The sequence below is a fragment of the Halorubrum ejinorense genome (assembly GCF_039522565.1).
Classification (GTDB): Archaea; Halobacteriota; Halobacteria; order Halobacteriales; family Haloferacaceae; genus Halorubrum; species Halorubrum ejinorense.
Map to the genome: position 1 here is coordinate 57,337 of NZ_BAAADQ010000003.1, position 20,441 is coordinate 77,777.

General features: G+C 65.4%; 19 protein-coding genes. 14 read left to right on the forward strand and 5 right to left on the reverse strand.

Annotated features, from left to right (window positions below; translation table 11 throughout):
• Positions 1–2 precede the first annotated feature (2 nt).
• Both ABDZ89_RS04700 and ABDZ89_RS04705 read right to left on the reverse strand, forming a co-directional pair.
• Complete coding sequence (locus tag ABDZ89_RS04700) at positions 3–1,052, reverse strand: MBL fold metallo-hydrolase (RefSeq protein WP_343777069.1); 1,050 nt, start codon at positions 1,050–1,052, stop codon at positions 3–5.
• A 25-nt stretch (positions 1,053–1,077) separates the two neighbouring features.
• Entirely contained in the window at positions 1,078–2,118 is a 1,041-nt protein-coding gene (locus tag ABDZ89_RS04705; RefSeq protein ID WP_343777070.1) for a PAS domain-containing sensor histidine kinase, read from the reverse strand.
• Positions 2,119–2,231: 113 nt separating this feature from the next.
• Here ABDZ89_RS04705 and ABDZ89_RS04710 point away from each other — a divergent pair, with 113 nt between their 5' ends.
• The 5 genes from ABDZ89_RS04710 (at position 2,232) to ABDZ89_RS04730 (ending at position 7,352) form a co-directional block, all read left to right on the forward strand.
• Positions 2,232–2,609 carry a hypothetical protein gene (locus ABDZ89_RS04710; protein ID WP_343777071.1) on the forward strand — a complete coding sequence of 126 codons (378 nt, stop codon included), beginning with the start codon at positions 2,232–2,234 and terminating at the stop codon, positions 2,607–2,609.
• 255 nt (positions 2,610–2,864) lie between these two features.
• Positions 2,865–5,123, forward strand: a complete 2,259-nt coding sequence (gene purL, locus ABDZ89_RS04715; RefSeq protein WP_343777073.1) for a phosphoribosylformylglycinamidine synthase subunit PurL — start codon at positions 2,865–2,867, stop codon at positions 5,121–5,123.
• A gap of 159 nt (positions 5,124–5,282) precedes the next feature.
• On the forward strand, positions 5,283–6,467 hold the full coding sequence (locus ABDZ89_RS04720) for an ABC transporter ATP-binding protein (protein ID WP_343777075.1): 1,185 nt from the start codon (positions 5,283–5,285) through the stop codon (positions 6,465–6,467).
• A 38-nt stretch (positions 6,468–6,505) separates the two neighbouring features.
• Positions 6,506–7,108: a hypothetical protein gene (locus ABDZ89_RS04725; protein WP_343777076.1), complete on the forward strand. Its 603-nt coding sequence runs from the start codon at positions 6,506–6,508 to the stop codon at positions 7,106–7,108.
• On the forward strand, positions 7,086–7,352 hold the full coding sequence (locus ABDZ89_RS04730; RefSeq protein WP_343777077.1) for a DUF8150 family protein: 267 nt from the start codon (positions 7,086–7,088) through the stop codon (positions 7,350–7,352). The genes ABDZ89_RS04725 and ABDZ89_RS04730 overlap by 23 nt, the downstream gene beginning before the upstream one ends.
• Positions 7,353–7,449: 97 nt before the next feature.
• Here ABDZ89_RS04730 and ABDZ89_RS04735 read toward each other — a convergent pair whose 3' ends face one another.
• The 3 genes from ABDZ89_RS04735 to ABDZ89_RS04745 form a co-directional block, all read right to left on the reverse strand.
• Positions 7,450–7,599, reverse strand: coding sequence for a DUF7550 family protein (locus ABDZ89_RS04735; RefSeq protein ID WP_343777078.1), 150 nt, complete (start codon positions 7,597–7,599; stop codon positions 7,450–7,452).
• A gap of 46 nt (positions 7,600–7,645) precedes the next feature.
• Positions 7,646–8,362, reverse strand: coding sequence for a hypothetical protein (locus tag ABDZ89_RS04740; RefSeq protein ID WP_343777080.1), 717 nt, complete (start codon positions 8,360–8,362; stop codon positions 7,646–7,648).
• A 290-nt stretch (positions 8,363–8,652) separates the two neighbouring features.
• Positions 8,653–9,231, reverse strand: coding sequence for a DUF7344 domain-containing protein (locus ABDZ89_RS04745; RefSeq protein ID WP_343777082.1), 579 nt, complete (start codon positions 9,229–9,231; stop codon positions 8,653–8,655).
• Between the two features lie 465 nt (positions 9,232–9,696).
• On the opposite strand from ABDZ89_RS04745, the gene ABDZ89_RS04750 reads away from it, so the two are divergent.
• From ABDZ89_RS04750 to ABDZ89_RS04790, 9 genes are all read left to right on the forward strand, one after another.
• Positions 9,697–10,293: a hypothetical protein gene (locus ABDZ89_RS04750; protein WP_343777084.1), complete on the forward strand. Its 597-nt coding sequence runs from the start codon at positions 9,697–9,699 to the stop codon at positions 10,291–10,293.
• A 448-nt stretch (positions 10,294–10,741) separates the two neighbouring features.
• Complete coding sequence (locus tag ABDZ89_RS04755; protein ID WP_343777085.1) at positions 10,742–11,197, forward strand: hypothetical protein; 456 nt, start codon at positions 10,742–10,744, stop codon at positions 11,195–11,197.
• Between the two features lie 359 nt (positions 11,198–11,556).
• A complete protein-coding gene (locus tag ABDZ89_RS04760) occupies positions 11,557–12,780 on the forward strand; it encodes a TasA family protein (RefSeq protein ID WP_343777086.1) in 1,224 nt (407 codons plus the stop codon).
• A gap of 15 nt (positions 12,781–12,795) precedes the next feature.
• A complete protein-coding gene (locus ABDZ89_RS04765) occupies positions 12,796–13,968 on the forward strand; it encodes a TasA family protein (protein ID WP_343777087.1) in 1,173 nt (390 codons plus the stop codon).
• Between the two features lie 147 nt (positions 13,969–14,115).
• On the forward strand, positions 14,116–15,036 hold the full coding sequence (locus ABDZ89_RS04770; RefSeq protein ID WP_343777089.1) for a hypothetical protein: 921 nt from the start codon (positions 14,116–14,118) through the stop codon (positions 15,034–15,036).
• 49 nt (positions 15,037–15,085) lie between these two features.
• Complete coding sequence (locus ABDZ89_RS04775) at positions 15,086–15,610, forward strand: signal peptidase I (RefSeq protein WP_343777090.1); 525 nt, start codon at positions 15,086–15,088, stop codon at positions 15,608–15,610.
• 898 nt (positions 15,611–16,508) lie between these two features.
• On the forward strand, positions 16,509–18,080 hold the full coding sequence (locus tag ABDZ89_RS04780; protein ID WP_343777091.1) for a DUF1102 domain-containing protein: 1,572 nt from the start codon (positions 16,509–16,511) through the stop codon (positions 18,078–18,080).
• Positions 18,081–18,188: 108 nt separating this feature from the next.
• Positions 18,189–19,124, forward strand: coding sequence for a hypothetical protein (locus tag ABDZ89_RS04785; protein ID WP_343777093.1), 936 nt, complete (start codon positions 18,189–18,191; stop codon positions 19,122–19,124).
• Between the two features lie 151 nt (positions 19,125–19,275).
• Entirely contained in the window at positions 19,276–20,439 is a 1,164-nt protein-coding gene (locus tag ABDZ89_RS04790) for a signal peptidase I (RefSeq protein WP_343777094.1), read from the forward strand.
• Positions 20,440–20,441 lie beyond the last annotated feature (2 nt).

Consider the following 20,441-nt stretch of genomic DNA (forward strand, 5'->3'; position numbering starts at 1 on the left):
GGTCACGCGTCTTCGCTTCCGTCGACGAGACCGTCGAGCGGCGTCGTCGGGAACAGCGCGTCGACGTCCGGGTCGGGATCGACGAGGCGATAGGCGTGCCCGTCACGCTCGACGACGCCCGCGTCCGCGAGGTGGTCGAGGTGGGAGAACGCCTCGCCGGGGCCGTGGAGGACGTGGATCCCGTCGAGGTCGCCGAACAGCGCCGCCGAGACCTCCCACGCGGTCGCGGGCCCGGACTCGCCGAGGACCTCGATCACGCGGCGGGTCCGGTGGCGGTGGTGGTCGAGTATCGTCGCCGCGCGCCGGCTCGGCTCGTCGATCCGCCACCGGTGGCCGGGGTGAGCCGCGTCGAAGTCGCGGTCGACGATCCGCGCGAGGCTCTCGGCGTAGGCCGCGAGCGCCCCGTCGACGCGCACGTCCGCGCCGCCGACGTTGGGCGTGTACTTCGGGAGCAGCGCGTCGCCCGTGAACGCCTCCTCGGTCGCGTCGGCGCCCGCGACCGGCTCGTGGTCGGGGACCGTTCGCGGGTCGAAGGCGAACCCGGAGAGGCCGGCGGTGTGGCCGGGGAGGTGGAGCGCTTCGAGGTCGACGCCGCCGACCGATATCGCGTCGCCGTCACCGAACGCCGTCACGTCCGCGGGGCGACCGGACAGACCGGTGCTGACGGCCTCGAAGAACTCGACCAGCCGCTCGCGGTCGGCTGTCGGCATCCCCCAGCGCTCGAACGTCTCGCGCTGGAGGTCGCGGTCGGCGAACAGCGGCGTCTCGCTGCCGTCGACGAGGCTCGCGTCCGCCTCGTGGACGTACACGTCGGCGCCGCTCTCGGACTGGATCTCGCCGGCGAGGCCCGCGTGGTCCGGGTGCCAGTGGGTGAGCGCGACGGCGTCGATGTCGGCGAAGGAGAGCCCGTGGTCGGCGAGCCCGTCGGCCAGTTCCTCGCGCACCTCCGGCAGCGCCACGCCGGTGTCGACGAGTCCGGTCGTCTCCCCGTCGAGTACGTACACGTCGTTTTCGCCCTCGAAGACGGTGTTCCCGAGCTGAATCCGCTTCACACGGTCCCGTCTCCGGCCGGGCATATCACGGTTGTCCCTCCGGATCGTCGACGCCCGCGAACTCGAACCGCGCGCCGCCGTCGGTTCCGTCCGTCACCCGGACCGACCAGCCGTGCGCCTCGGCGACGCTCTCGACGATGCTCAGCCCGTACCCCGTGCCCTCCGGGTCGGTGGTGTAGCCGGTCTCGAAGACGCGCTCGCGCTCGTCTCCCGGCACGCCCGGGCCGTCGTCCTCGACGGAGAAGCCGTCGTCGAGGTCGCCGAGCGTGACGCTCACGCCCGCGCCGGCGTGGTCGACGGCGTTGCGCAGGAGGTTCTCGAACAGCTGCCTGAGCCGGCTGCGGTCGGCGCGGACCGTCCGGCCGGTCTCGACGCGCAGCGACGCGTCCGCGGTGTCGACCCCGTCCCAGCACTCGCGGACGAGGCCCGCGAGTTCGACCGGCTCCCAGCCGTCGGTGCTCGTGCCGTCTCGCGCCAGCGCCAGCAGGTCTTCGATCAGCGCCTCCATCCGGTCGTGGGCGCGAGCCACGTCTTCGAGGTGCGGGGAGTCGCGCTCCTCACGGGCCAGTTCCAGTCGCCCCTGCGCGACGTTCAGGGGGTTCCGGAGGTCGTGGGAGACGATCGACGCGAACTCGTTCAGCCGTTCGTTCTGGCGCTCCAACTCGCGCTCGCGTCGCTTCCGCTCGCTCACGTCCCGGATGACGCCGACCCGGCCGACCTCCTCCTCCCGGTCGGGGTCGACCTGTCCGAACCGCATCTCCGCGGGGAAACTGGCCCCGTCGGCCCCCTCGAACTCGTACTCTATCGTGCCGACGTCGCGGCCCTCCTCGCGCATCGCCGCCCGCTCCGCGAGCGCTCGCTCCGCGGTCTCGTCGCTCACCCAGTCGTAGATGTCGGTACCGAGCAGGTCCTCGCGGTCGACCCCCTTCATCTCCGCGTACCGCTCGTTGACGCAGACGATCGTGCCGTCGTTGCGGATCGCGTAGACGCCGTCGTCGAGCGACTCCAATATCGTCTCGTACCGGCGCAGAATCTTCTCCCGCTGCTCGTCGTCGCTATCCTCCATGGAAGTCCATCTCTCAGTTCCACGCGTCGGATAATAAACCATCGCTGCGCCGTTCGCGGCCGCGCGTCGTTCGGATCCGTGCGTGCTTTTGTTCCCGCTCCCGTACCGAACCCATGGAGTACCAACCCGGCGTGTGTAACATCGGACCGACCCAACAGCGGCGGCGACTCCTCCTCGGCGTGGGATCGCTGCTGCTCGCGGCCGTCTACGTCGCCGTCTCGGTCGCCCTCGCGTGGCCGCGCTGGACGCTCGCGCTCTCGGTGTTCCCGCTGTACGGCGCGGCGATGGGCGCCTTACAGTACCGCGAGCGCTTCTGTATCGGCTTCGCCGGCATGGGCGTCTTCGACGTCGGCGACGGAGCGAGCGAGGTCCGAGACGAGGCGGCCCTCGCCGCGGACCGGAAGAAGGCGGTCTGGCTCAACGCGAAGGCGATGGCCATCGGCGGCGCCGGTGCGGTCGTCGTGTACGCGGCCGCCTCCGCGCTGCTTTGAGCGGGGAAACGCTTCGACTGAACGGGAGACCGCTTCGACTGAACGGGAGACCGCTTCGACTGAACGGGAGACCGCTTCGACTGAACGGGAGACCGCTTCGACTGAACGGGAGACCGCTTCGACTGAACGGGAGACCGCTTCGACTGAGCGGGGAAACGCTTCGACCCCGGCGTCAGCGTCCGCGACCGGCGAATGAGTATCCACGAACGTGCGTATAGAAAAGCATTCAAACCACCTCGGTGTCCACGTAAGTGAATGAGCCTGTCCGACCCGGACCACGAGCTCGTGACCGCGGAGCTCGGTCGGGAGCCCACGGCGGCCGAGGCCGCGCTGTTCGAGAACCTCTGGAGCGAGCACTGCGCGTACCGCTCCTCGCGGCCCCTGCTGTCGGCGTTCGACAGCGACGGCGACCAGGTCGTCGTCGGCCCGGGCGACGACGCCGCGGTCCTCGCCCTGCCCGACCCCGACGCCGCGGACACCCCCGCGGCCGAGCGCGACGCCGGCGACTACGGCGACCAGTACGTCACCTTCGGCGTCGAGAGCCACAACCACCCCTCCTTCGTCGACCCGTTCGACGGCGCGGCGACCGGCGTCGGCGGCATCGTCCGCGACACGATGAGCATGGGCGCGTACCCGATCGGGCTCCTCGACTCGCTGTACTTCGGCGGCTTCGACCGCGAGCGCTCGCGCTACCTCTTCGAGGGCGTCGTCGAGGGCATCTCCCACTACGGCAACTGTATCGGCGTCCCCACGGTCGGCGGCAGCGTCGCCTTCCACGGCGGCTACGAGGGGAACCCCCTCGTCAACGTCGCCTGCGTCGGCCTGACGAACGAGGGCCGGCTCGTGACCGCGACCGCACAGGAGCCCGGCAACAAGCTGGTCCTCGTCGGCAACGGCACCGGTCGCGACGGGCTCGGCGGCGCCTCCTTCGCGAGCGAGGACCTCGCCGAGGACGCCGAGACCGAGGACCGCCCCGCGGTCCAGGTCGGCGACCCCTACGCCGAGAAGCGGCTGATCGAGTGTAACGAGGCCCTCGTGGACGAGGACCTCGTCCTGTCCGCCCGAGACCTCGGCGCGGCCGGCCTCGGCGGCGCCTCCTCCGAACTGGTCGCGAAGGGCGGGCTCGGCGCCCGGATCGACCTCGACCGCGTCCACCAGCGCGAGCCGAAGATGAACGCGACGGAGATCCTGCTCGCCGAGAGCCAAGAGCGGATGTGCTACGAGGTCGACCCCAACGACGTCGACCGCGTGCGCGAACTCGCCGAGCGGTTCGACCTCGGCTGTTCGGTGATCGGCGAGGTGACCGACGGCAACTACGTCTGCGAGTTCGCCGACGCCGACGGCGAGTCCGAGACCGTCGTCGACGCCCCCGCCGAGTTCCTCGCCGACGGCGCCCCGATGAACGACCTCGCGAGCGAGCCGCCGAGCCAGCCCGACCGCGACCTCCGGGCCGACGCCCCGCCGCTCGACGAGGCGGTCGCGGCCGTCCTCTCGGCGCCCTCGACCGCGAGCAAGCGCTGGGTGTACCGCCAGTACGACCACGAGGTCGGCGCGCGGACCGCGGTGAAGCCGGGCGACGACGCGGCGCTGCTCGCGATCCGCGAGACCGAGTCGAGCGACGGCGCCGACTCCGCCGACGCCGACCCCGCCGACGCGGACGGCGTCGGCCTCGCGCTCGCCTCCGGCGCGAACCCGAAGTGGACCGCGGTCGCGCCGTACGAGGGCGCCCGCGCCGTCGCCTTGGAGAACGCGACGAACCTCGCCGCCGCCGGCGCGGTGCCGCTCGCCGCGGTCGACTGTCTCAACGGCGGCAACCCGGAGAAGCCCGAGGTGTACGGCGCGTTCAAGGCGGTCGTCGACGGGCTCGCCGACGGCTGCTCGGCGCTCGACGCGCCCGTGGTCGGCGGCAACGTCTCGCTGTACAACGACAGCGTCGAGGGACCGATCCCGCCGACGCCGACGCTCGCGATGCTCGGCACGACCCGGGGGTATTCGGCCCCGCCGGCCGCCCTCGACGCCGACCGCGCTGACGACTCCGAACTGCTGCTCGTCGGCGCCGGCGGCGACGCGCTCGGCGGCTCCGAGTACCTCGCGCACGCCGGCGGGAGCGACCGGTTCCCGACGCTGCCCGACGACTCCGGCGCCGCGGACGACCTCGGCGGCCTCGTCGCGTCGCTGGCCGCGGCCGCCCGCCACGAGTCGACGCTCGCGGCCCACGACGTGAGCGAGGGGGGGCTCGCGGTCGCGCTCGCCGAGCTGGTGACCGACGCCGCCGGCGTCGACGTGACGCTGCCCGACCGCGTCGCGGCCTTCGACGAGACGCCCGGCCGCCTGCTCGTCCAGACCACCGATCCCGAGGCGGTGGCCGCCGCGGCCGGCGACCTCCCCGTGTTCCGGCTCGGCGACGTGACGACGGACGGCACGCTCTCGCTCGCGGTCGGCGACGAGTCGGTCGCGCTCACCGCGGACGCGGTCCGCGACCACCGCGACGTGATCGACCGCGAACTGGACTGAGCCGTCTCGACGCGGCAGGTGAGCGCCTCTCCGGACCGGCGCATCCGCGCGTTCCGCCGATTTCGACGGCGCGAGAGGGAGCGATACGCTTTTAGGCCCTCCTAAAGTATGTGGCCGCAACCGCGGGACGCCGATCGATCCGGCGCCCGCCTCTCATCGATGGCATCAACGGAACACGTCGGGACGACGCGCTCGACCGAGTCGGACGACACGACGGCCGACCGAACGGACGGCGACGCTTCCGCTCGAACGGGAGCCGCTTCTGACGACGCGAACGCGCCGACCGCCGAGTCGGTCCTGTCGCTGTCGGGCGTCACGAAGGCGTTCGGCCCCGAGACCGCCGTCGACGACGTCTCGCTCGAGGTCCGGCCCGGCGAACTGCTGACGTTCCTCGGCCCCTCCGGCTGCGGCAAGACGACCACGCTGCGCACCATCGCGGGCCTCGAGGAGCCGACCGAGGGGCGGATCACCCTCGGCGGCGACGTGGTCGCGGACGACGACTCGTTCGTCCCGCCCGAGCAGCGCGACGTCGGTATCGTCTTTCAGAACTTCGCGCTGTTCCCGCACCTCAGCGTCCGCGAGAACATCGCGTTCGGGCTGACCGACGCCGACGCGGCCGAGAGCGAGGCCCGCGTCGACGAGCTGCTCGAACTCGTCGAGATGACCGACCACGGCGAGAAGACGCCCGACCAGCTCTCCGGCGGGCAGAAGCAGCGCGTCGCGCTCGCTCGCTCGCTCGCGCCCGAACCCGACGTGCTCCTCTTAGACGAACCGTTCTCGAACCTCGACGTGCGCCTCCGCGTGGAGATGCGCGAGGAGGTCCGCCGCATCCTGAAGGAAGCGGGAGTCACCGCCGTCTCGGTCACCCACGATCAGGAGGAGGCGCTCTCCATCTCCGACCGCGTCGCCGTGATGAACGACGGGAACATCGAGCAGGTCGGTCGCCCGGAGTCCGTCTTCGAGCGCCCCGAGTCGAAGTTCGTCGCCTCTTTCCTCGGCCGGGCGTCGTTCCTCGAGGGCGAGCTCCGCGACGGGAAGGTCGACACCGGTGTCGGCCGCTTCGACGCCGTGACGCTGGAGGGGTACGACACCGTTTACGACGGCGCGCCCGTCGACGTGCTCGTCCGCCCCGACGACCTCCGCGCGACGCCCGCCGCAAGCGAACTCGCCGACGGCGTCGTCACCTCGCGACAGTACGTCGGTCCCTCGTTCGTCTACCGGGTCGAACTCGACTCCGGCGAGGCCGTCCACTGCCTCCACAACCACGTCGAGGAGTTCGACCTCGACGAGCCCGTCTCCTTGGAGCTCACTGCCGACCACCCGCTCGCGTGGTACCCGCGGTGACGGGAGACGTTTATTCGGACTGGTGAAGACGATCCCCTATGGGTGGTATCGAACTCACCGATCGAGGCCTGATCGTCGATCGCGTGCCGAATCGACTCGACGAACTCGCTGCCGGATTCTCCGAAACTCTCTCCAGATTCGACATCGAACACGTCTTCGTCGCCGGCTACGTCGCGATCCTCGCCGGACGGTCGCGGTCGACGGAGGACATCGACGTGTTCATCGAGCGATGTTCGGCCGAGCAGATCGATGACCTCGTTACCGAACTCGAGGCGTCGGGATACTGGGGTCCGGCCATGCCGCTCTCGGAGATGTACGACAACCTCGCGAACGGAACGAACATCTGGGTGGCACCGGACGGCGAAATGGCTCCACACGTGGAGGTGAAGTTTCCGGGCGACGAGTTCGACGAGGCGTCGCTCCGGAACGCTATCGACGCACACGTCGGTGACGAGACCGTTCCGATCGGGCCCTTAGAGCTCCAAATCGCGTATAAACTCTCCCTCGGCGGACGAACGGATCTCGAAGACGCCGCACACCTCTACACCGTCTTCGGAGAAAGCCTTTCCACCGCCCGACTCGAATCGTGGGTAGAACGACTTGACGTCGAAGACCGGTATGAACGACTCAAATCCATCTGACTCGGACCCGACCGCCGCGGACGAAGCCCCGGCGCGAGCGCCGCGCTACGAACAGGTCGTCCGCTGGGCCGAGTACGTCAAGGACACGCCGGCCGCGGTGTGGGGACCACAGCAGAACGCGGTCGTGAACGGACAGGTCGACAGCGCGCGGGTAGCCGACGTGTCGGCAGAAGACCGGAAGCGGGTCCGGGCGTTCGCGGACGCAGAGCTTCAGAGGTCGGACGAACGCGACGTTGACGACTGATTTCCTCCTTCTGGACGACCTCTCAATTAGCGCTCAAAAATAGCGGCGCGACTACTTGAGTATCAGCGCTCGAAATCACGGTATCTGTACTGAACGCTCAGAACGTGACGAGGAACGGCACGGCGTACGCGAGCAGCAGGCCGATCAGGGTGACGGCCGCGCCGATGCCGACCTCGCGGCCACCGAACTCCTGCATCGGGGCGGTCACGCGCTTCTCCGGGTCCGGCTCGTGAGAGTGGTCGTCCATACCGTCGTGTGCGACTGCCGGATACAAAAACGCACCTGAACCGATCTCAGTTTTCGGGCACGTAATCGTCGCCGAACACGTCTTCCGCACTCGAACTCGTCGCGTCCGACGCAATGCCGTCACTATCTGCCGACTGACGGGTGAACAGGCCTACTCCCTCGATCTCGATTCCGACGATCTCGTCTCCGTTGTTCTCCCAGCCGAACCGTTTCTGTTTGAGCTCTTTTCCAACGGGCACAGAGACGGGATCCGTCGACCTGATGTCCCCGTTTCCACTCCCGCCGGGGCCACGAATGTAGGCCGTCGCGGTGACGTTACTAGTGTCGGACGAGCGGATCTTCACCCTCCCGTTACTGAGGAACTCCACGCTGATGTCGGAACTCTCCGTCTCGACACTTTCACACGTGAACGTGAAGGCTCGACTTTTATCGACCGTGGTCCCGCCGGCGCCACCACTGAAACGAAGGGAGAACTCCGCCTCCTTCGTCTCATCAGTCTCGCACTTGACGGTGACGAACGCTTCAGCACCGACTCCGAGAGTGTTCGTACTTCCTATTTCTATCGGGCCGTCGCTGCCGATCGTCTCGACGACGCTGTTTCTCCCCAGTTCGGTCACTGAGAGGCTCAACGGCCGTGCGAACTGGTTTTTGACCTTCACGACTCTCGTCTCCTCGTCCTCACGGACGACTTCGTCCGCTCCGTCCTCTCTCTTCGTCAGATCCTCGAGCCCGAGATACGCGTTCTCGTCTTCGACGACGTTCACGCTCACGTCCCGATCGGCGCCGACGCTGGAGAACGCGCCGGTCCCCGCGCTCGCCGCCGCGGCACTACCGCCGCCGAACAGGAGGATGAGTTGTCGTCGTTTCATGTCTGGGACTCGATAGCGGTCGGGGTCGCTCTCTGCTCGGCACTACGCGGAACGCCGGTATAATTATGCGGTGACGGAACCGGTTCTGGAACCCCCTGAAAGACGCGGAAACGACTTATCCTGAGCATAACCTGTCGTTCTGCCGTCGATCCCGGGTCGCGCCCAGTTGGGTCGCTCACCGCGCGCTACAGCTCCGGCGGCTCGTCCTCTTGCCCGACCTTCATCTCGGCGGTGTAGTAGTAGTGGGTGGCCGCCGAGAACGCGAAGGCGACGACGATGGCGACCGTCCACGCCATCTCGGGTAAGAGCACGAACGGCCACGCGCCGAGCCACACCGCGGCGGTGAGCGCGCTCGCGACGCCCGAGAGCCCGAGGTAGTACTGGCTCCACGGGATCTCGCGGCCCTCGACCACGTCCATGTACACGTCCATGTCCGCCAGCGCGGGCGTGGGCTCGACGATCCCGCGGTCCTTGTTGAACTCGACGACGCCCGCGTCGTCCATCTTCGGCAGGTGCGACTGCTGGAGCGCGGTGTACACGCGCTTGCGGTCGCTCCCGGTGATCTCCGCGACCTCGACGTCGTTCTCCCAGGCCGCGATCTGTTCGGCCATCTCCCCGATCTCGAGCGCGCCGTCCGACTCGCGTTTCAGCAGGTGGACCGCGAACCGCCGTCGCTGGTTCGCTAACACCGTGTACAGCTCGTCCTCCGAGATGTCAGTCGCCGGTTCGGTCCCCCCCTGTCCGACCTGTTGTACCGACGCCATTTCTTGTCAGACACATATGATCCAATCAACATAAACGCTCCGGTTGTGATAAGTTCCGAACACTTCGGTACTGCGGGAATTGACCGGACCGGATGTGAAGAAACACGTAAAATCGACCGAAGACGCGGCAATAAACGCGACACAACGATCGCTCCATTTTGATTTGAGCCGATCATGGCCCGTAATATCAGAATAGTAAAGAGTATTTTTGACTATCACTCTCCGAGAAAATTATGTCAGAAGCACAATAGTCCCGGTTCAAGGACCCCCTGGACGCGGGTCGGGTCGGTTTCAGGGCGGAGCAGAACCCTATCTTCGCTCGTTCAGTGACCTCCAGAAGTACTTCTGGAAATTCATTACAATATGGGATAGGTCCCATGGGTGTCGTAGAGCGACCTCGGGCGACGCGGGATGTCTCGCGTCGGCGGCCCGCGGGTCGTGTGCGGACAACGAGGTTACACAACTATGGCAAACCGACGCAAGTTCCTCGCCGGACTGGGCGCATTGGCTTCAGGTAGCGCGGCTGCGATGGGCACGGGCGCGTTCACGAGCGTACAGGCAAACCGCCAGGTGTCTGTCAACACCGCAGGCGACGCAAATGCGTACCTCGGCCTTTCTGGGGACGATGAATACGTTAGCGACGATTCTGCTGGTGGTGAATTAACGATTGATCTTGGCTCCCCCGATAACCTCGGGGCAGGCCCGACTGGAAGCGGTGACGCTGAAACCGAGGGAGATGGGTTCAACAACTCAGCAATCACGACTCTCGAAGGAATCATCACCGTAACTAATCAGGGAACGAAAGATGTTCGGCCTGACTTTGCTCCTGACGGAGATAAGTTTGATTCGGAGCAAACTGTTGACCTTCCAAACGCTAAAGTGATGTTTATGATTCCAACAAATAGCAAGGGTGTGGCCTCATTCCTATCTCCTGGTGATAGCATGAAAATTAATGCGAGAGTCGATACGACTGATGATGCTGATGGTGATGGCGGTTCGGATGATGAACTGACTATCTACGCGCACGACCGCCCGTTCGACGACGGACCCGACGGTCAATAGTACTGGTGCGGATTTAAATAATGGCTTGACTATCTACGCGTTCCAGATGTACCAGAGCTGACTATCGACACCCACCATCTTTTTCCAAGACTTCTGAATCTCAATAAATACCATCGCACAGCAAATACTGGGCCGGTTTATTCATATTCAATAATTTTACTTCTGCCGTTTAGCAGAAGGTTCGGGATTGACAAAAGAAACAGTGGGTTGATCGCCGGCTCCAGTCGCTCGTTCATCCGGTCAGACAACTAACCCCGAGTGAGAACAGACCGGCGAGGACCAATAGTGGGGCGGCCCCGGCGAGCATGTATCTCTATCTCGGCGAAGCACTTGAGCGCCGGTCTTGATACCCATCGATAAGGTAGATATCGCCTCGTCAACGTTCCGGCCGTGGTCTGTCTCGGGGCAGACTAGGTGTATTAGCTTCTGTAGTGTGGCAGAAATTAGTATGGGGGCGTTCACAAGTGTCGAAGCCGAACGCAGCGTCTCCGTCAACACGGCGGGCGACGCGAACGCGAACCTCAAATTCTCGAGTGGTAACGACTTCGTCACGAGCAATAACTGGAACCAACTCACGGTCGACCTCGGCGGTCCCTCGAACAGCGAAGGTGGACGGGGCTTCAATCGAAACGCCGCGTCGGTCATTCCGGAAGTGTTCGCGATAACGAACCAAGGCGAAGACGACATCGAGCTCTCAATCGAGTACTCGGGCAAGGGGAGAGTCGTCTCCGACGTCGACAACGCTGACCTCGAGTGGTCCGAGGGCGTCTACTTCGAGCTCGCGGACGAGGAGAACGGGACTCTCGCTCCAGGTCAGTACACCACGGTCGATGTCGCGGTCGTCGAGCAGAATGGGAACAGCGTCAGCGGCGGGACGCTCACCATCAACGCGGACCAGCTCTAAGCGCCCGCCACAGTTCGACTCTTTCTCCGCCGGACCGATATCGTTCGCAGCGGCTTCTCTCGGTATCGGACACGCTCGGCACCAGTCCGACACTCGGATCGGTCGATCCCGTCCCCTACCCAAGTTCCGCAACGCTCGTCGGTGGTCGTGTTACCGGAGTGGATATAAGCCGCACCAGAGGCAGCGTATGTGCGCTTCAGGCACTGCTTGAAGCACTTCTGGAGGGGTCTGCTGCTCGTATCGAACTGATTGACAAACCTCAACTACAGCGTGAAGACACTTCAGATGCCTTATGAATAATACCCCTTAGTCAGTATGAATGAGTGAGCGCGGTGCGATGCCGCGCGGTGTTCAAACCGATGTCTGACGACAACAGCAGCTCGATCGAACTGAATCGCCGCCGGGTGCTCGGTGCGCTCGGCACAGTCGGTGTCGCCTCCGCGGGCGCGGGTGCGGGAACGTTCGCCCTGTTCAGCGACACCGAGAGTAGTACTGGGAACAGCGTGCAGGCAGGGACGCTAGATCTGACTGCTGATACTACCCAGAGCTTCAACGCCTCAGCTACCAACCTCTCACCGGGTGGTTCCACTAACACCGTTCAAGTCGAACTCAACAACGTCGGTTCAGTTAGTGCTGACCACGTGGAACTCTCCGTCGATTACAGTCAAAATGACGGATCCGAGCCGTCCGATGACGATCTTTCAGCGAACGTTACTGCTCAGGCGTTCGCCGAACGGCTATTCGCTTCGACGCTTGACTATGCCGGAAGCGGAATCGGGCTCGGTCCCAGTGCGTTCCAAACATTCACTTCCAACCCGGAGGGAGCGGCAGTTGTCGATATCGGCGGTGACGGGAGTTCGGATGTAGAACTCTCTCGGGTTCCGGACCCCGCCGCAGATGGGTCCCGACAGGACGTTGTGCGTGCAACGTCTAATGGGACTGCGACTAATGACTATGCTCTTTCCATAAGAGATGTGGGTAGTATCTCAATCACTAATATCGCTGCCGGAGATATCACGTTCGACTATTACGCTGGAACAGAGAACACGAATGCACCAGATGAGGTGTTTGTGTTGCTGAACGATTCGGGCACGAACCGTCTTGTGAGTCACACTGGTAACAAGAACTCACCAGACGCGACGGAACAGTGGGAGACCCGTGATGTGGGCGGAGAGATCGCGGGTGCAGATGATAGCCCCGGAGCTAATTATGTCTGGAAAGAGATAGCTCCGAACAATACCACTTATTCGAAACCCAGTAATGGTGGACTCTATTCTGACCTCCCCAGTGCGACAATTGAGGCAGTCGGATTCGGCCGTGGTACGACCGGCGGCGGTGACACCATTGAAACGTACTACGACAACCTAGTTGTGGACGGAACGAACTACAAATTCCGCCCTGTCTCCCTAGACGACATCGCTAGCCGTGGGGTGTTCGACTCACTCGTTCCTATTTCTGGAACGAGGACGTTCGAAGCCGAGTTCGAACTTGATCGGCTCGCAGGCAACGACTTCCAGGGCGACGGCGTTGATATCTCCTTCACATTCGGACTGGCACAGGAGAGCGGTCAGAGCGTGCTGTAACTGAGGTGACCATCCATGAGCGACGATTCCAGTAGCCCGGTCGAGCTCACCCGGCGTCGGGCGCTCGGCGGGATCGCGATGATCGGCGCGGCGTCGTCAGCCGCAGGTGCGGGAACGATGGCACTGTTCAGCGACGAGGAAACGAGCGGGAACAACACGGTCCAGGCCGGAACGCTGGACCTGAGCGTCAACGGTGATGGTTCGAACGCCGTCATCGACGTCTCGAACGTCGTTCCGGACGAGAGCGGTGAGGATTCGACCACGCTAACCAACGCTGGCACGCTTCCGGGATACCTCGCGTTCGGAATCACGGGGTTCCGAACCCCGGAAAACGGCGTCAACGATCCCGAAAGCGAGTCGCCACACGAAGACGATCCGGAGGGGTCGAGTTCCGGCGGTTCGCATACGGGCGAACTCGCACAGAGTCTCGAACTCCGGACCGAGCTGGTCGTCGGTGGCGAGACGCATCAGTATCTCGTCGGTCACGAGCCGGTTGACGGCGACGACGGATTCGTTCTGGCGTCGAATCTCTCGCTCGGTCCGTACGACATCGACGAACTCGAACTCTCGCCGGGGCAGTCGGTCGACTTCGTCACCGACTACCGCGTGCTTAACGCCGGCAACGAGATCCAGAGTGACAGCGTCGAGATCGAGGCCGAGTTCGGACTCACGCAGGAGCCGGATCAGATCACGCTCCCGGAGCAGCGTGACGTGCCGGCGACCGCTGTCGGTGCGAGCGATGATCAAAAGAACGCCGGCGTCGAGTTCGAGTACGCGAACTCGTTCGACCAATCGCTGACGATCAACAACGTCCACGTCCAGCCGGACGACACCGACCTGACTCTCGTGAGCGATCGGAACGGTGGAACGGACTACGAGTCGTTCACTTTCAACGCCGATCTTCACGTCGAGACGCCCAGCGGTGACGCAAACGGCTGGGTCGACGGCGGCTCCGATCAGTTCCAGGTTCCCGGCTGGATCGATCTCGATTCAGACGGCTACAACGACGCTGCGGATCAAGAGGCCGTCCTGTCCGCGGACGGCACGGCCATCATAAATCTCTACGCGTTCCGGAACGGGTCCGGAAACAAAGAGGAGATGTCCGGAAACCGCGTCTCCGTCACGCTGGACGTGACGCTCGCGGACGGAACCGATACGTTCGTCCCCCTCGTGATGACGCCCGACTGAGGCGACTGCGAGGAAACCGACCCACGGTGGTGCCTCGCGGCGGTTCGATTCCGCCGGTGGGTCTTCGCCCGACGACGGGTACACACGGCACGCAGGCGACGGACGATACCGGCGCGGCAGGGCTCAAACAGACTTCACGACAACGAGATGGCTTCAGACGAGACCGGAATCGGCCGACGAAAGTTCCTCTCGAGCGTTGCGGTCATCGGTGCGTCGAGCGGCGCGGCCGGCGTCGGAACGTGGTCGCTGTTCGCCGACGAGTCGAAAACGAGAGGAGAGATCCGAGCCGGAACACTCGAACTCTCCACGGCGGACAAATCGGCGGCGTCGATCTCGATCGGCCCCGTTTCGTCCGGAAATGAGGGCATCGAAACCGTCGAACTGGCGAACGAGGGGTCCGTTCCCGGAAACCTGCGCCTCGCTATCGGAGGCGTCGCTCCGTCTGGCGGACGAGCGGAGTCTAAAGATAACGCTTCAGAGGGAAGGGACGGCAGTGATACCTCTTCGGGCAGCGTTACTGCTGTCGAGTTTATCGGTTGCGGGAAGGCTGACCTGGTGATCGCTGAGAACGCGAGCCTTCCCATCGAGGTGACTGCCACAGTTCGGCGTGGCGGTGACCTCAGAGAGAGCGATCACACCATCGAGGCCGGCGGTTTGAAACGATCGGGCGGATCAAATAGACAGGACGACCGGGCCTCGATCAATCCCAAGGGAGGAAAGCTCGTTCGAGTGACCATCGGCGAACGCACATGGCGGAACCCGTCTCCGTGCGCTCAGCCGGACGAACATCCCGGTTCGAGCGAGGACCTCCTCAGTGCCATCACCGCCGAAATCGGGTTCACCGATGATCCGGCCCAGACCGGTTCTGCGCTCTTCGGTCCGTCCCGGCTCGACGAGATCCGGACCGGTCGAACCGTCGAATCCGATCGAACGCTCACGCCCGTCGACGACGATACCGGCCGAGCCTCAACCTTCCTGTACGTCGCTTGGGAAGCGAGTGACGAGCTCGAACAGGCGAACGGAGATGACCGTATTGCGATCGAACTACGACCTGAATTACAAACATGAACGTGATACTTCAGCAGATCACAACCGCAGCGGTTACGGGTGGTTTGGAATGAACCAGAGTTTGATTCGCAAGGGTGGAGCGATCCTTCTCGTCCTTGTTGTCATCCCCTTCGTTATTTTCGCAGTGCCTCAGGCAGTCGGAGCGAGCAACTCGTACGTCGTCCTTTCCGACAGTATGTCTCCGTCGATTAATGCCGGAGACGTTGTTTTTGTCGGCGATACTTCGCCAAATGAGATCGAGGAAGGCGACGTGATCACGTACGAGCGGCCTGATGAATCCCAATTAATCACTCACAGAGTGATAGAGGTCCAAAGCGAAGGGGGTGAGACTACGTTCCGGACCCAAGGAGACGCGAACGAGGAACCGGACCCGAATCCGATCCCCGCCGGCAACGTCATCGGGGTAGTTATGTTCCACCTTCCGCTTCTCGGCCACGCGATATCGTTTGCCGGGTCAGACCTCGGGATTGTGTTCTTCGTGATCGTGCCTGCCGTCGGTCTCGTGATATCCGAACTATATGACCTCTACAAAGACGCCACTGCGGCCTCCGTGGAAGGTGGTGGTGGAGAATGACGGGCGAATTACTTCGGGTCGTCGTGTCGGTTGTCCTCCTCATGACAGCGACGGTGATCGGTGGTGGCTTCGGGTGGAACGCGACCGATGCCGGCCTGTCTGATTCCGAATCAGTCGATGTCGGCATTGAGGTCTCAGACACGTCGTCTTCCCAGTCCAACGATTCGACAACTCGCTCGCAGAGCGGAAACACCAGCACAAACGGGTCCGATAGTGTAGCAAATACGACCACGGAGTCCTCTCAAGACGATCCGGGCCGCAATTCTACCACGTCTACGTCCAACAACTCGTCGAGCACGCAGCCAGATGGAAACAACCTCACGAAGGATAACTCGTCAGCGGACTCGAACGCGAGCCCTCCGGCGACAAACGGATCTGCGCCGGCAGGGAACTCGACACAGCAGACTGGATCAGGCGGGAACGAGTCCGTGAATTCGTCCGACTCAGCGAACACCACCGACTCCTCCGTAGTGACTGGCTCTTCTTCCGAAACCAGTAACGGAACTCAATCGGAATCGAACTCGACACAGCAGGCTGGAGCAGGCGGGAACGAGTCCGTGAATTCATCCGGTTCAGCGAATACCACCGACTCCTCCGTAGAGACCGACTCTCCTTCAGAACCCGAAAACGGAACGCAATCGGAGTCGAACTCGACACAGCAGAGCGAGACGAACAACACCGAAAACCAAAGTCTAACCCAGTCGAACCAGACGAACCGGAGCTCCAACCTGGATACCGGTAGAACCCAACCGCGAGAACCCACAAGGAACGAAGACGTAGAGTTTGGTTCTAGATTTTCAAATACGGTGGCTGATAGCCGTACGGCGGACCAACAAGCACTCCCTTCAACTGCGTCTGGTACCGCATAACCACCACTGATCGGAGCATAGTCTCATTTATGTCTACCACCCGCCGCACCCTGACCCTCACGCTGCTCCTCGTAGCCGCAGGGTCGCTCGCGTTCGCCACGGGCGCGGCGGTGATCGACGGCCCGGCCGACACCGTCGCCGACGGCGACCTCGCGATCGAGCGGGCCGACGGCCCGAGCGGGCGGTACGCATACTTCGATAGCGACGACGAGATCGCGATCGACGTCTCCGCGTCGAACCCGAACGTCCGGGATCCCTCTTTCGAGGGCGTGAACATCGGGACGACCGGGAGGATCGACGACGTGTTCGAGATTACGTACACCGCCGACCAGTACGCTCGCGTCTGGATCGACCACCCCGACGAGAACGTCACCTTCGTCGCGGACGGGACCTCGATCGAGGGCCGGTCGAGCAACGTCACCCTCGCCCCGAACGAGACGGTCGCGGTCGGCCTCCGGATCGACGCGCGCGGCGCGGCGGCGGGCACGGCGCTCGGCGGCGACGACTTCGACATCCGCGCCGAGATCGCCGAGCCGGAGGACGCGGGAACGACGGCGCTGAACAGCGACGACGCCGACGACGCCGAGGACGGCGGCGCGACCACCACGGTCCGAGCCCTCGCGGCCGACACCCGAGAGTTCGACGCCGGCGGCCTCTCGCCCGGCCAAGCGGTCACCTTCGACGCGGGTCGGATGGAACTCGCGGGCGGCAACGTCACCCTCGACCGCGTGCGAATCGCGGACACGCCCGGCGGCGACGTGGGCTTCCGGACCGTCGGTCGGCCCGGGCCGTTCGCCTCGGCCGGACCGCTGGCCGACTCCCGCGGCGCGGCGCCGAACGGCTACTTCGAATTCAACCACACGTTCACCGCCGAGGAGGTGTCGGGCGTCCGCTTTTCGGTCAGCGTCGACCGCGAGTACCTGAACGACACCGGCGGCGACCCCGAGGACCTCGCCCTGTTCCGCCGGTCCGAGTCGGAACCCGACGGCTGGGAGCGACTGGAGACCGAGCGCGTCGACCCGTCCGTCCGCCAGTTCCTGGACCTCCCCGAGGACCGCGTCCACGTCGAGGCGACGACCGACGACTTCTCGGTGTTCGCCGTGGCGACCGAGCGCCCGGTGGTGCGCGCGACGGGGGCCTCGCTCGACCGGACGGCGGTCGCTCCGGGCGAGTCGGTCGTCGTCCGCGCGACGGTCGCGAACGAGGGCGGCGCGGACGGCTCCCGCGAGGTGACGGTCACCGCCGACGGCGACCCGGTCGCGACGCGGCTGGTCGACCTCGACCCGGACGAGTCGACCGCCCTCGCGTTCGAGCCGGCCTTCGACGACCCCGGCACGTACGAGGTCGCGGTCGGCGACGCCGCGGCGGGGACGCTCGTCGTCGGCGACCCCGGCGGCGACGAGAGCGACGGGGACGGCGCGGCGTCCGCGGGAGGCGGATCCGACGCGGGCGACGCCGGTTCGAACGACGCGAGCGACGCCGCCGACTCCCCGACCGAGGAGCCGAGCGGGATCGACCCGTCGAACCTCGGCGGCCTCGCCGCGTTCCTCGTCATCGTTCTCGTGAGCGTCGCCCTCGTCCGGCGGATGCCGCGGTCGTGACGGCCGTCTCCTCCCGACGCGGTCGGTCCGCGCTCCGCTCGCGCGACGGGCATCACGACCGGAGCGAGAGCCGACAGCGATTAACCGAGCGCCGTTGAATCGACCCTCGTGAGCGACCGCTCGTCGGAGACGGACCGGTCGATCCCCGGCGCCGGCGAGAGCGGGGGGTCCGTCGCGGACCGGGACGCAGACGGCAGCCCGGGATACGCCGCGTTCGTCGAGGAGCTGTCGGCCCGCGTCCGCGCCGTCGACCTGCTCGGGCTCGCGGTTCCGCCGGCGGTCCTCGTCGCGGTCTTCGCGCTGCCGGAGGCGACCCGCCGCTCGCTCGCGTTCGCGTACACCGAGCCGACGCTGCTGTCGGCCTTCTCGTCCCACTACGTCCACCTCGGGACGAACCACCTCCTCGGTAACCTCGCCGGGTACGGGCTCCTCGCCGGGGTAGGCTACGCGCTCGCGGTCCTGAGCGGGCGGCGGCGCCTCTTCTTCACCGCGTTCGTCACCTACCTCGGCGCGTTCCCCTTCGCGCTCTCCGCGCTGAACCTCGCGGTCCCGCGGAACGCGATCGGGTTCGGCTTCTCCGGGATCAACATGGCGCTTGCCGGACTGCTCCCGATCCTGTGGTACTGTTACGCGCAAGACCGGTTCGCGCCCGGGGCCTCGGTCGCCGCGCTGCCCGCGGTCTTCTTCGCGCTCGTCGGGTGGATCGCGCTTCTCGCGCTGCCGGTCTCGACCGAGGGGGTCGGGTTGGCGGGGCTGTCGATCGGGATCGCGGGCGCTTTCCTCGCGCTGCTGTACGCGGCCAGCAGCGAAGTGCGCCTCCCGCGGTCGCTCCGTAAAAAAGCGAAATCGGTCGCCTCGCGTCCCGGCTACGGTGATCTGCTCGCCGTCGGCGCGGTGGTGGCAGTGGGCTACCCCGTCGTCGGCTTCCCGGCGGACCCCGCCGGCGGCGGGAGCGTCGTGAACCTGTACGTCCACCTCCTGGGCTTCTGTCTCGGATTCATCGGCCCCTTCGCGCTGTTGGCGGGCGGCGCCTTCGACGAGTGATTCCGCCGGCGACCCCCCGGATTCGCCTCCACCCACGAACTTATTAGGGCCCGCCGCCGTTCAGCGATCGACGGCTACCTGACGCTCGGGCGACAGGAATCGCTTCGCCGCGGTGGCCGCTTCGAGACCGCCTTCGACCGAGACCGACACCATGTCCATCAAACGAACGCTGTCCGTGGCCATCCAGGCGGCCGCGGTGCTGGTCGTCGTCTCGCTCGTCGTCGGCCAGTTCCTCGGACAGCCGATCCTCCTCAGCTACGTCGAAACCGGAAGCATGCAGCCGACGCTCTCTCCCGGCGACGGGTTCGTGGCGATCCCCGCGCAGATCGCCGGCGGGATCGGTCCGGGCGACGTCGTGACGTTCGAGGCCCAAGAGATTCAGGGCGGCGGGCTGACGACCCACCGCGTCGTCGAGGAGACCGAACGCGGGTACGTCACCCGCGGGGACAACAACCCCTTCACCGATCAGGACGGGGGCGAGCCGGTCGTTCAGGACGCCGAGGTCGTCGCGAAGGCGCTCCAAGTCGGCGGTAGCGTCGTCGTGATCCCGCACTTGGGCACCGCCGCGATGGGGTTCCAGTCCGCGCTGCAGTCCGTCCAGACCTGGCTCGCGGTGACGTTCGGCGTCCGGTCGCTCCAGGGGACGCAGGGGCTCGCGTACATCATCTTCGGGCTGTCGGTGGTCGCGTACGCAGTCGACTGGTACCGCAACGCCGGCGGCAGAGACCGGGAGGCGCGCGACCGGTCCCGCGACGACGGAACCTCCGTGATGGCGATCCTCGGCGTGCTTGCCCTCGTGTTGATGGCGACGGCGACGGCGGCGATGGTCGTCCCGGGCGGCACACAGGAGTACGGCGTCGTGAGCGCCGAGTTCGAGTCGGAGAACCCGACCGTCATCGAGAGCGGCACGAGCCAGGAGATCGAGTACGTCGTCCCCAACGCCGGGCTCGTCCCCGTGTACGCGTACGTCGAACCCGCGAGCCCGGGCGTCGACGTCGAACCGCAGCGCCTCTCCGTCGGCAGCCGCGGCGAGGCGTCGACGACGGTGACGCTGTCCGCGCCCGACGAGACGGGGTACTACCGGCTGTTCGTCGTCGAACACCGCTACCTCGCCGTGTTGCCGCCCGGCGTCGTCGACGAGCTGTACGGGGTCCATCCCTGGGCGCCGCTGGTCGCGATAAACGGTCTGCTCGGGGGCGGCATCGTCGCCGCCGGAGTGGTGATGTTACGCGGCGAGCCCGCCCGGCTCCGGTCGCGAGGTTCCCGCGAGCGCCCGCCGCTGTACAAACGCATCCTCCGCGAACTCTACAGGTGACA

Coding starts and splice junctions, on each gene's coding strand:
- ABDZ89_RS04760 (WP_343777086.1), top strand. CDS start 11,557: ATGTCTGACGACAACAGCAGCTCGATCGAACTGAATCGCCGCCGGGTG.
- purL (WP_343777073.1), top strand. CDS start 2,865: ATGAGCCTGTCCGACCCGGACCACGAGCTCGTGACCGCGGAGCTCGGT.
- ABDZ89_RS04790 (WP_343777094.1), top strand. CDS start 19,276: ATGTCCATCAAACGAACGCTGTCCGTGGCCATCCAGGCGGCCGCGGTG.
- ABDZ89_RS04735 (WP_343777078.1), bottom strand. CDS start 7,599: ATGGACGACCACTCTCACGAGCCGGACCCGGAGAAGCGCGTGACCGCC.
- ABDZ89_RS04770 (WP_343777089.1), top strand. CDS start 14,116: ATGGCTTCAGACGAGACCGGAATCGGCCGACGAAAGTTCCTCTCGAGC.
- ABDZ89_RS04775 (WP_343777090.1), top strand. CDS start 15,086: ATGAACCAGAGTTTGATTCGCAAGGGTGGAGCGATCCTTCTCGTCCTT.
- ABDZ89_RS04750 (WP_343777084.1), top strand. CDS start 9,697: ATGGCAAACCGACGCAAGTTCCTCGCCGGACTGGGCGCATTGGCTTCA.
- ABDZ89_RS04765 (WP_343777087.1), top strand. CDS start 12,796: ATGAGCGACGATTCCAGTAGCCCGGTCGAGCTCACCCGGCGTCGGGCG.
- ABDZ89_RS04705 (WP_343777070.1), bottom strand. CDS start 2,118: ATGGAGGATAGCGACGACGAGCAGCGGGAGAAGATTCTGCGCCGGTAC.
- ABDZ89_RS04725 (WP_343777076.1), top strand. CDS start 6,506: ATGGGTGGTATCGAACTCACCGATCGAGGCCTGATCGTCGATCGCGTG.
- ABDZ89_RS04780 (WP_343777091.1), top strand. CDS start 16,509: ATGTCTACCACCCGCCGCACCCTGACCCTCACGCTGCTCCTCGTAGCC.
- ABDZ89_RS04745 (WP_343777082.1), bottom strand. CDS start 9,231: ATGGCGTCGGTACAACAGGTCGGACAGGGGGGGACCGAACCGGCGACT.
- ABDZ89_RS04710 (WP_343777071.1), top strand. CDS start 2,232: ATGGAGTACCAACCCGGCGTGTGTAACATCGGACCGACCCAACAGCGG.
- ABDZ89_RS04720 (WP_343777075.1), top strand. CDS start 5,283: ATGGCATCAACGGAACACGTCGGGACGACGCGCTCGACCGAGTCGGAC.
- ABDZ89_RS04730 (WP_343777077.1), top strand. CDS start 7,086: ATGAACGACTCAAATCCATCTGACTCGGACCCGACCGCCGCGGACGAA.
- ABDZ89_RS04755 (WP_343777085.1), top strand. CDS start 10,742: ATGGGGGCGTTCACAAGTGTCGAAGCCGAACGCAGCGTCTCCGTCAAC.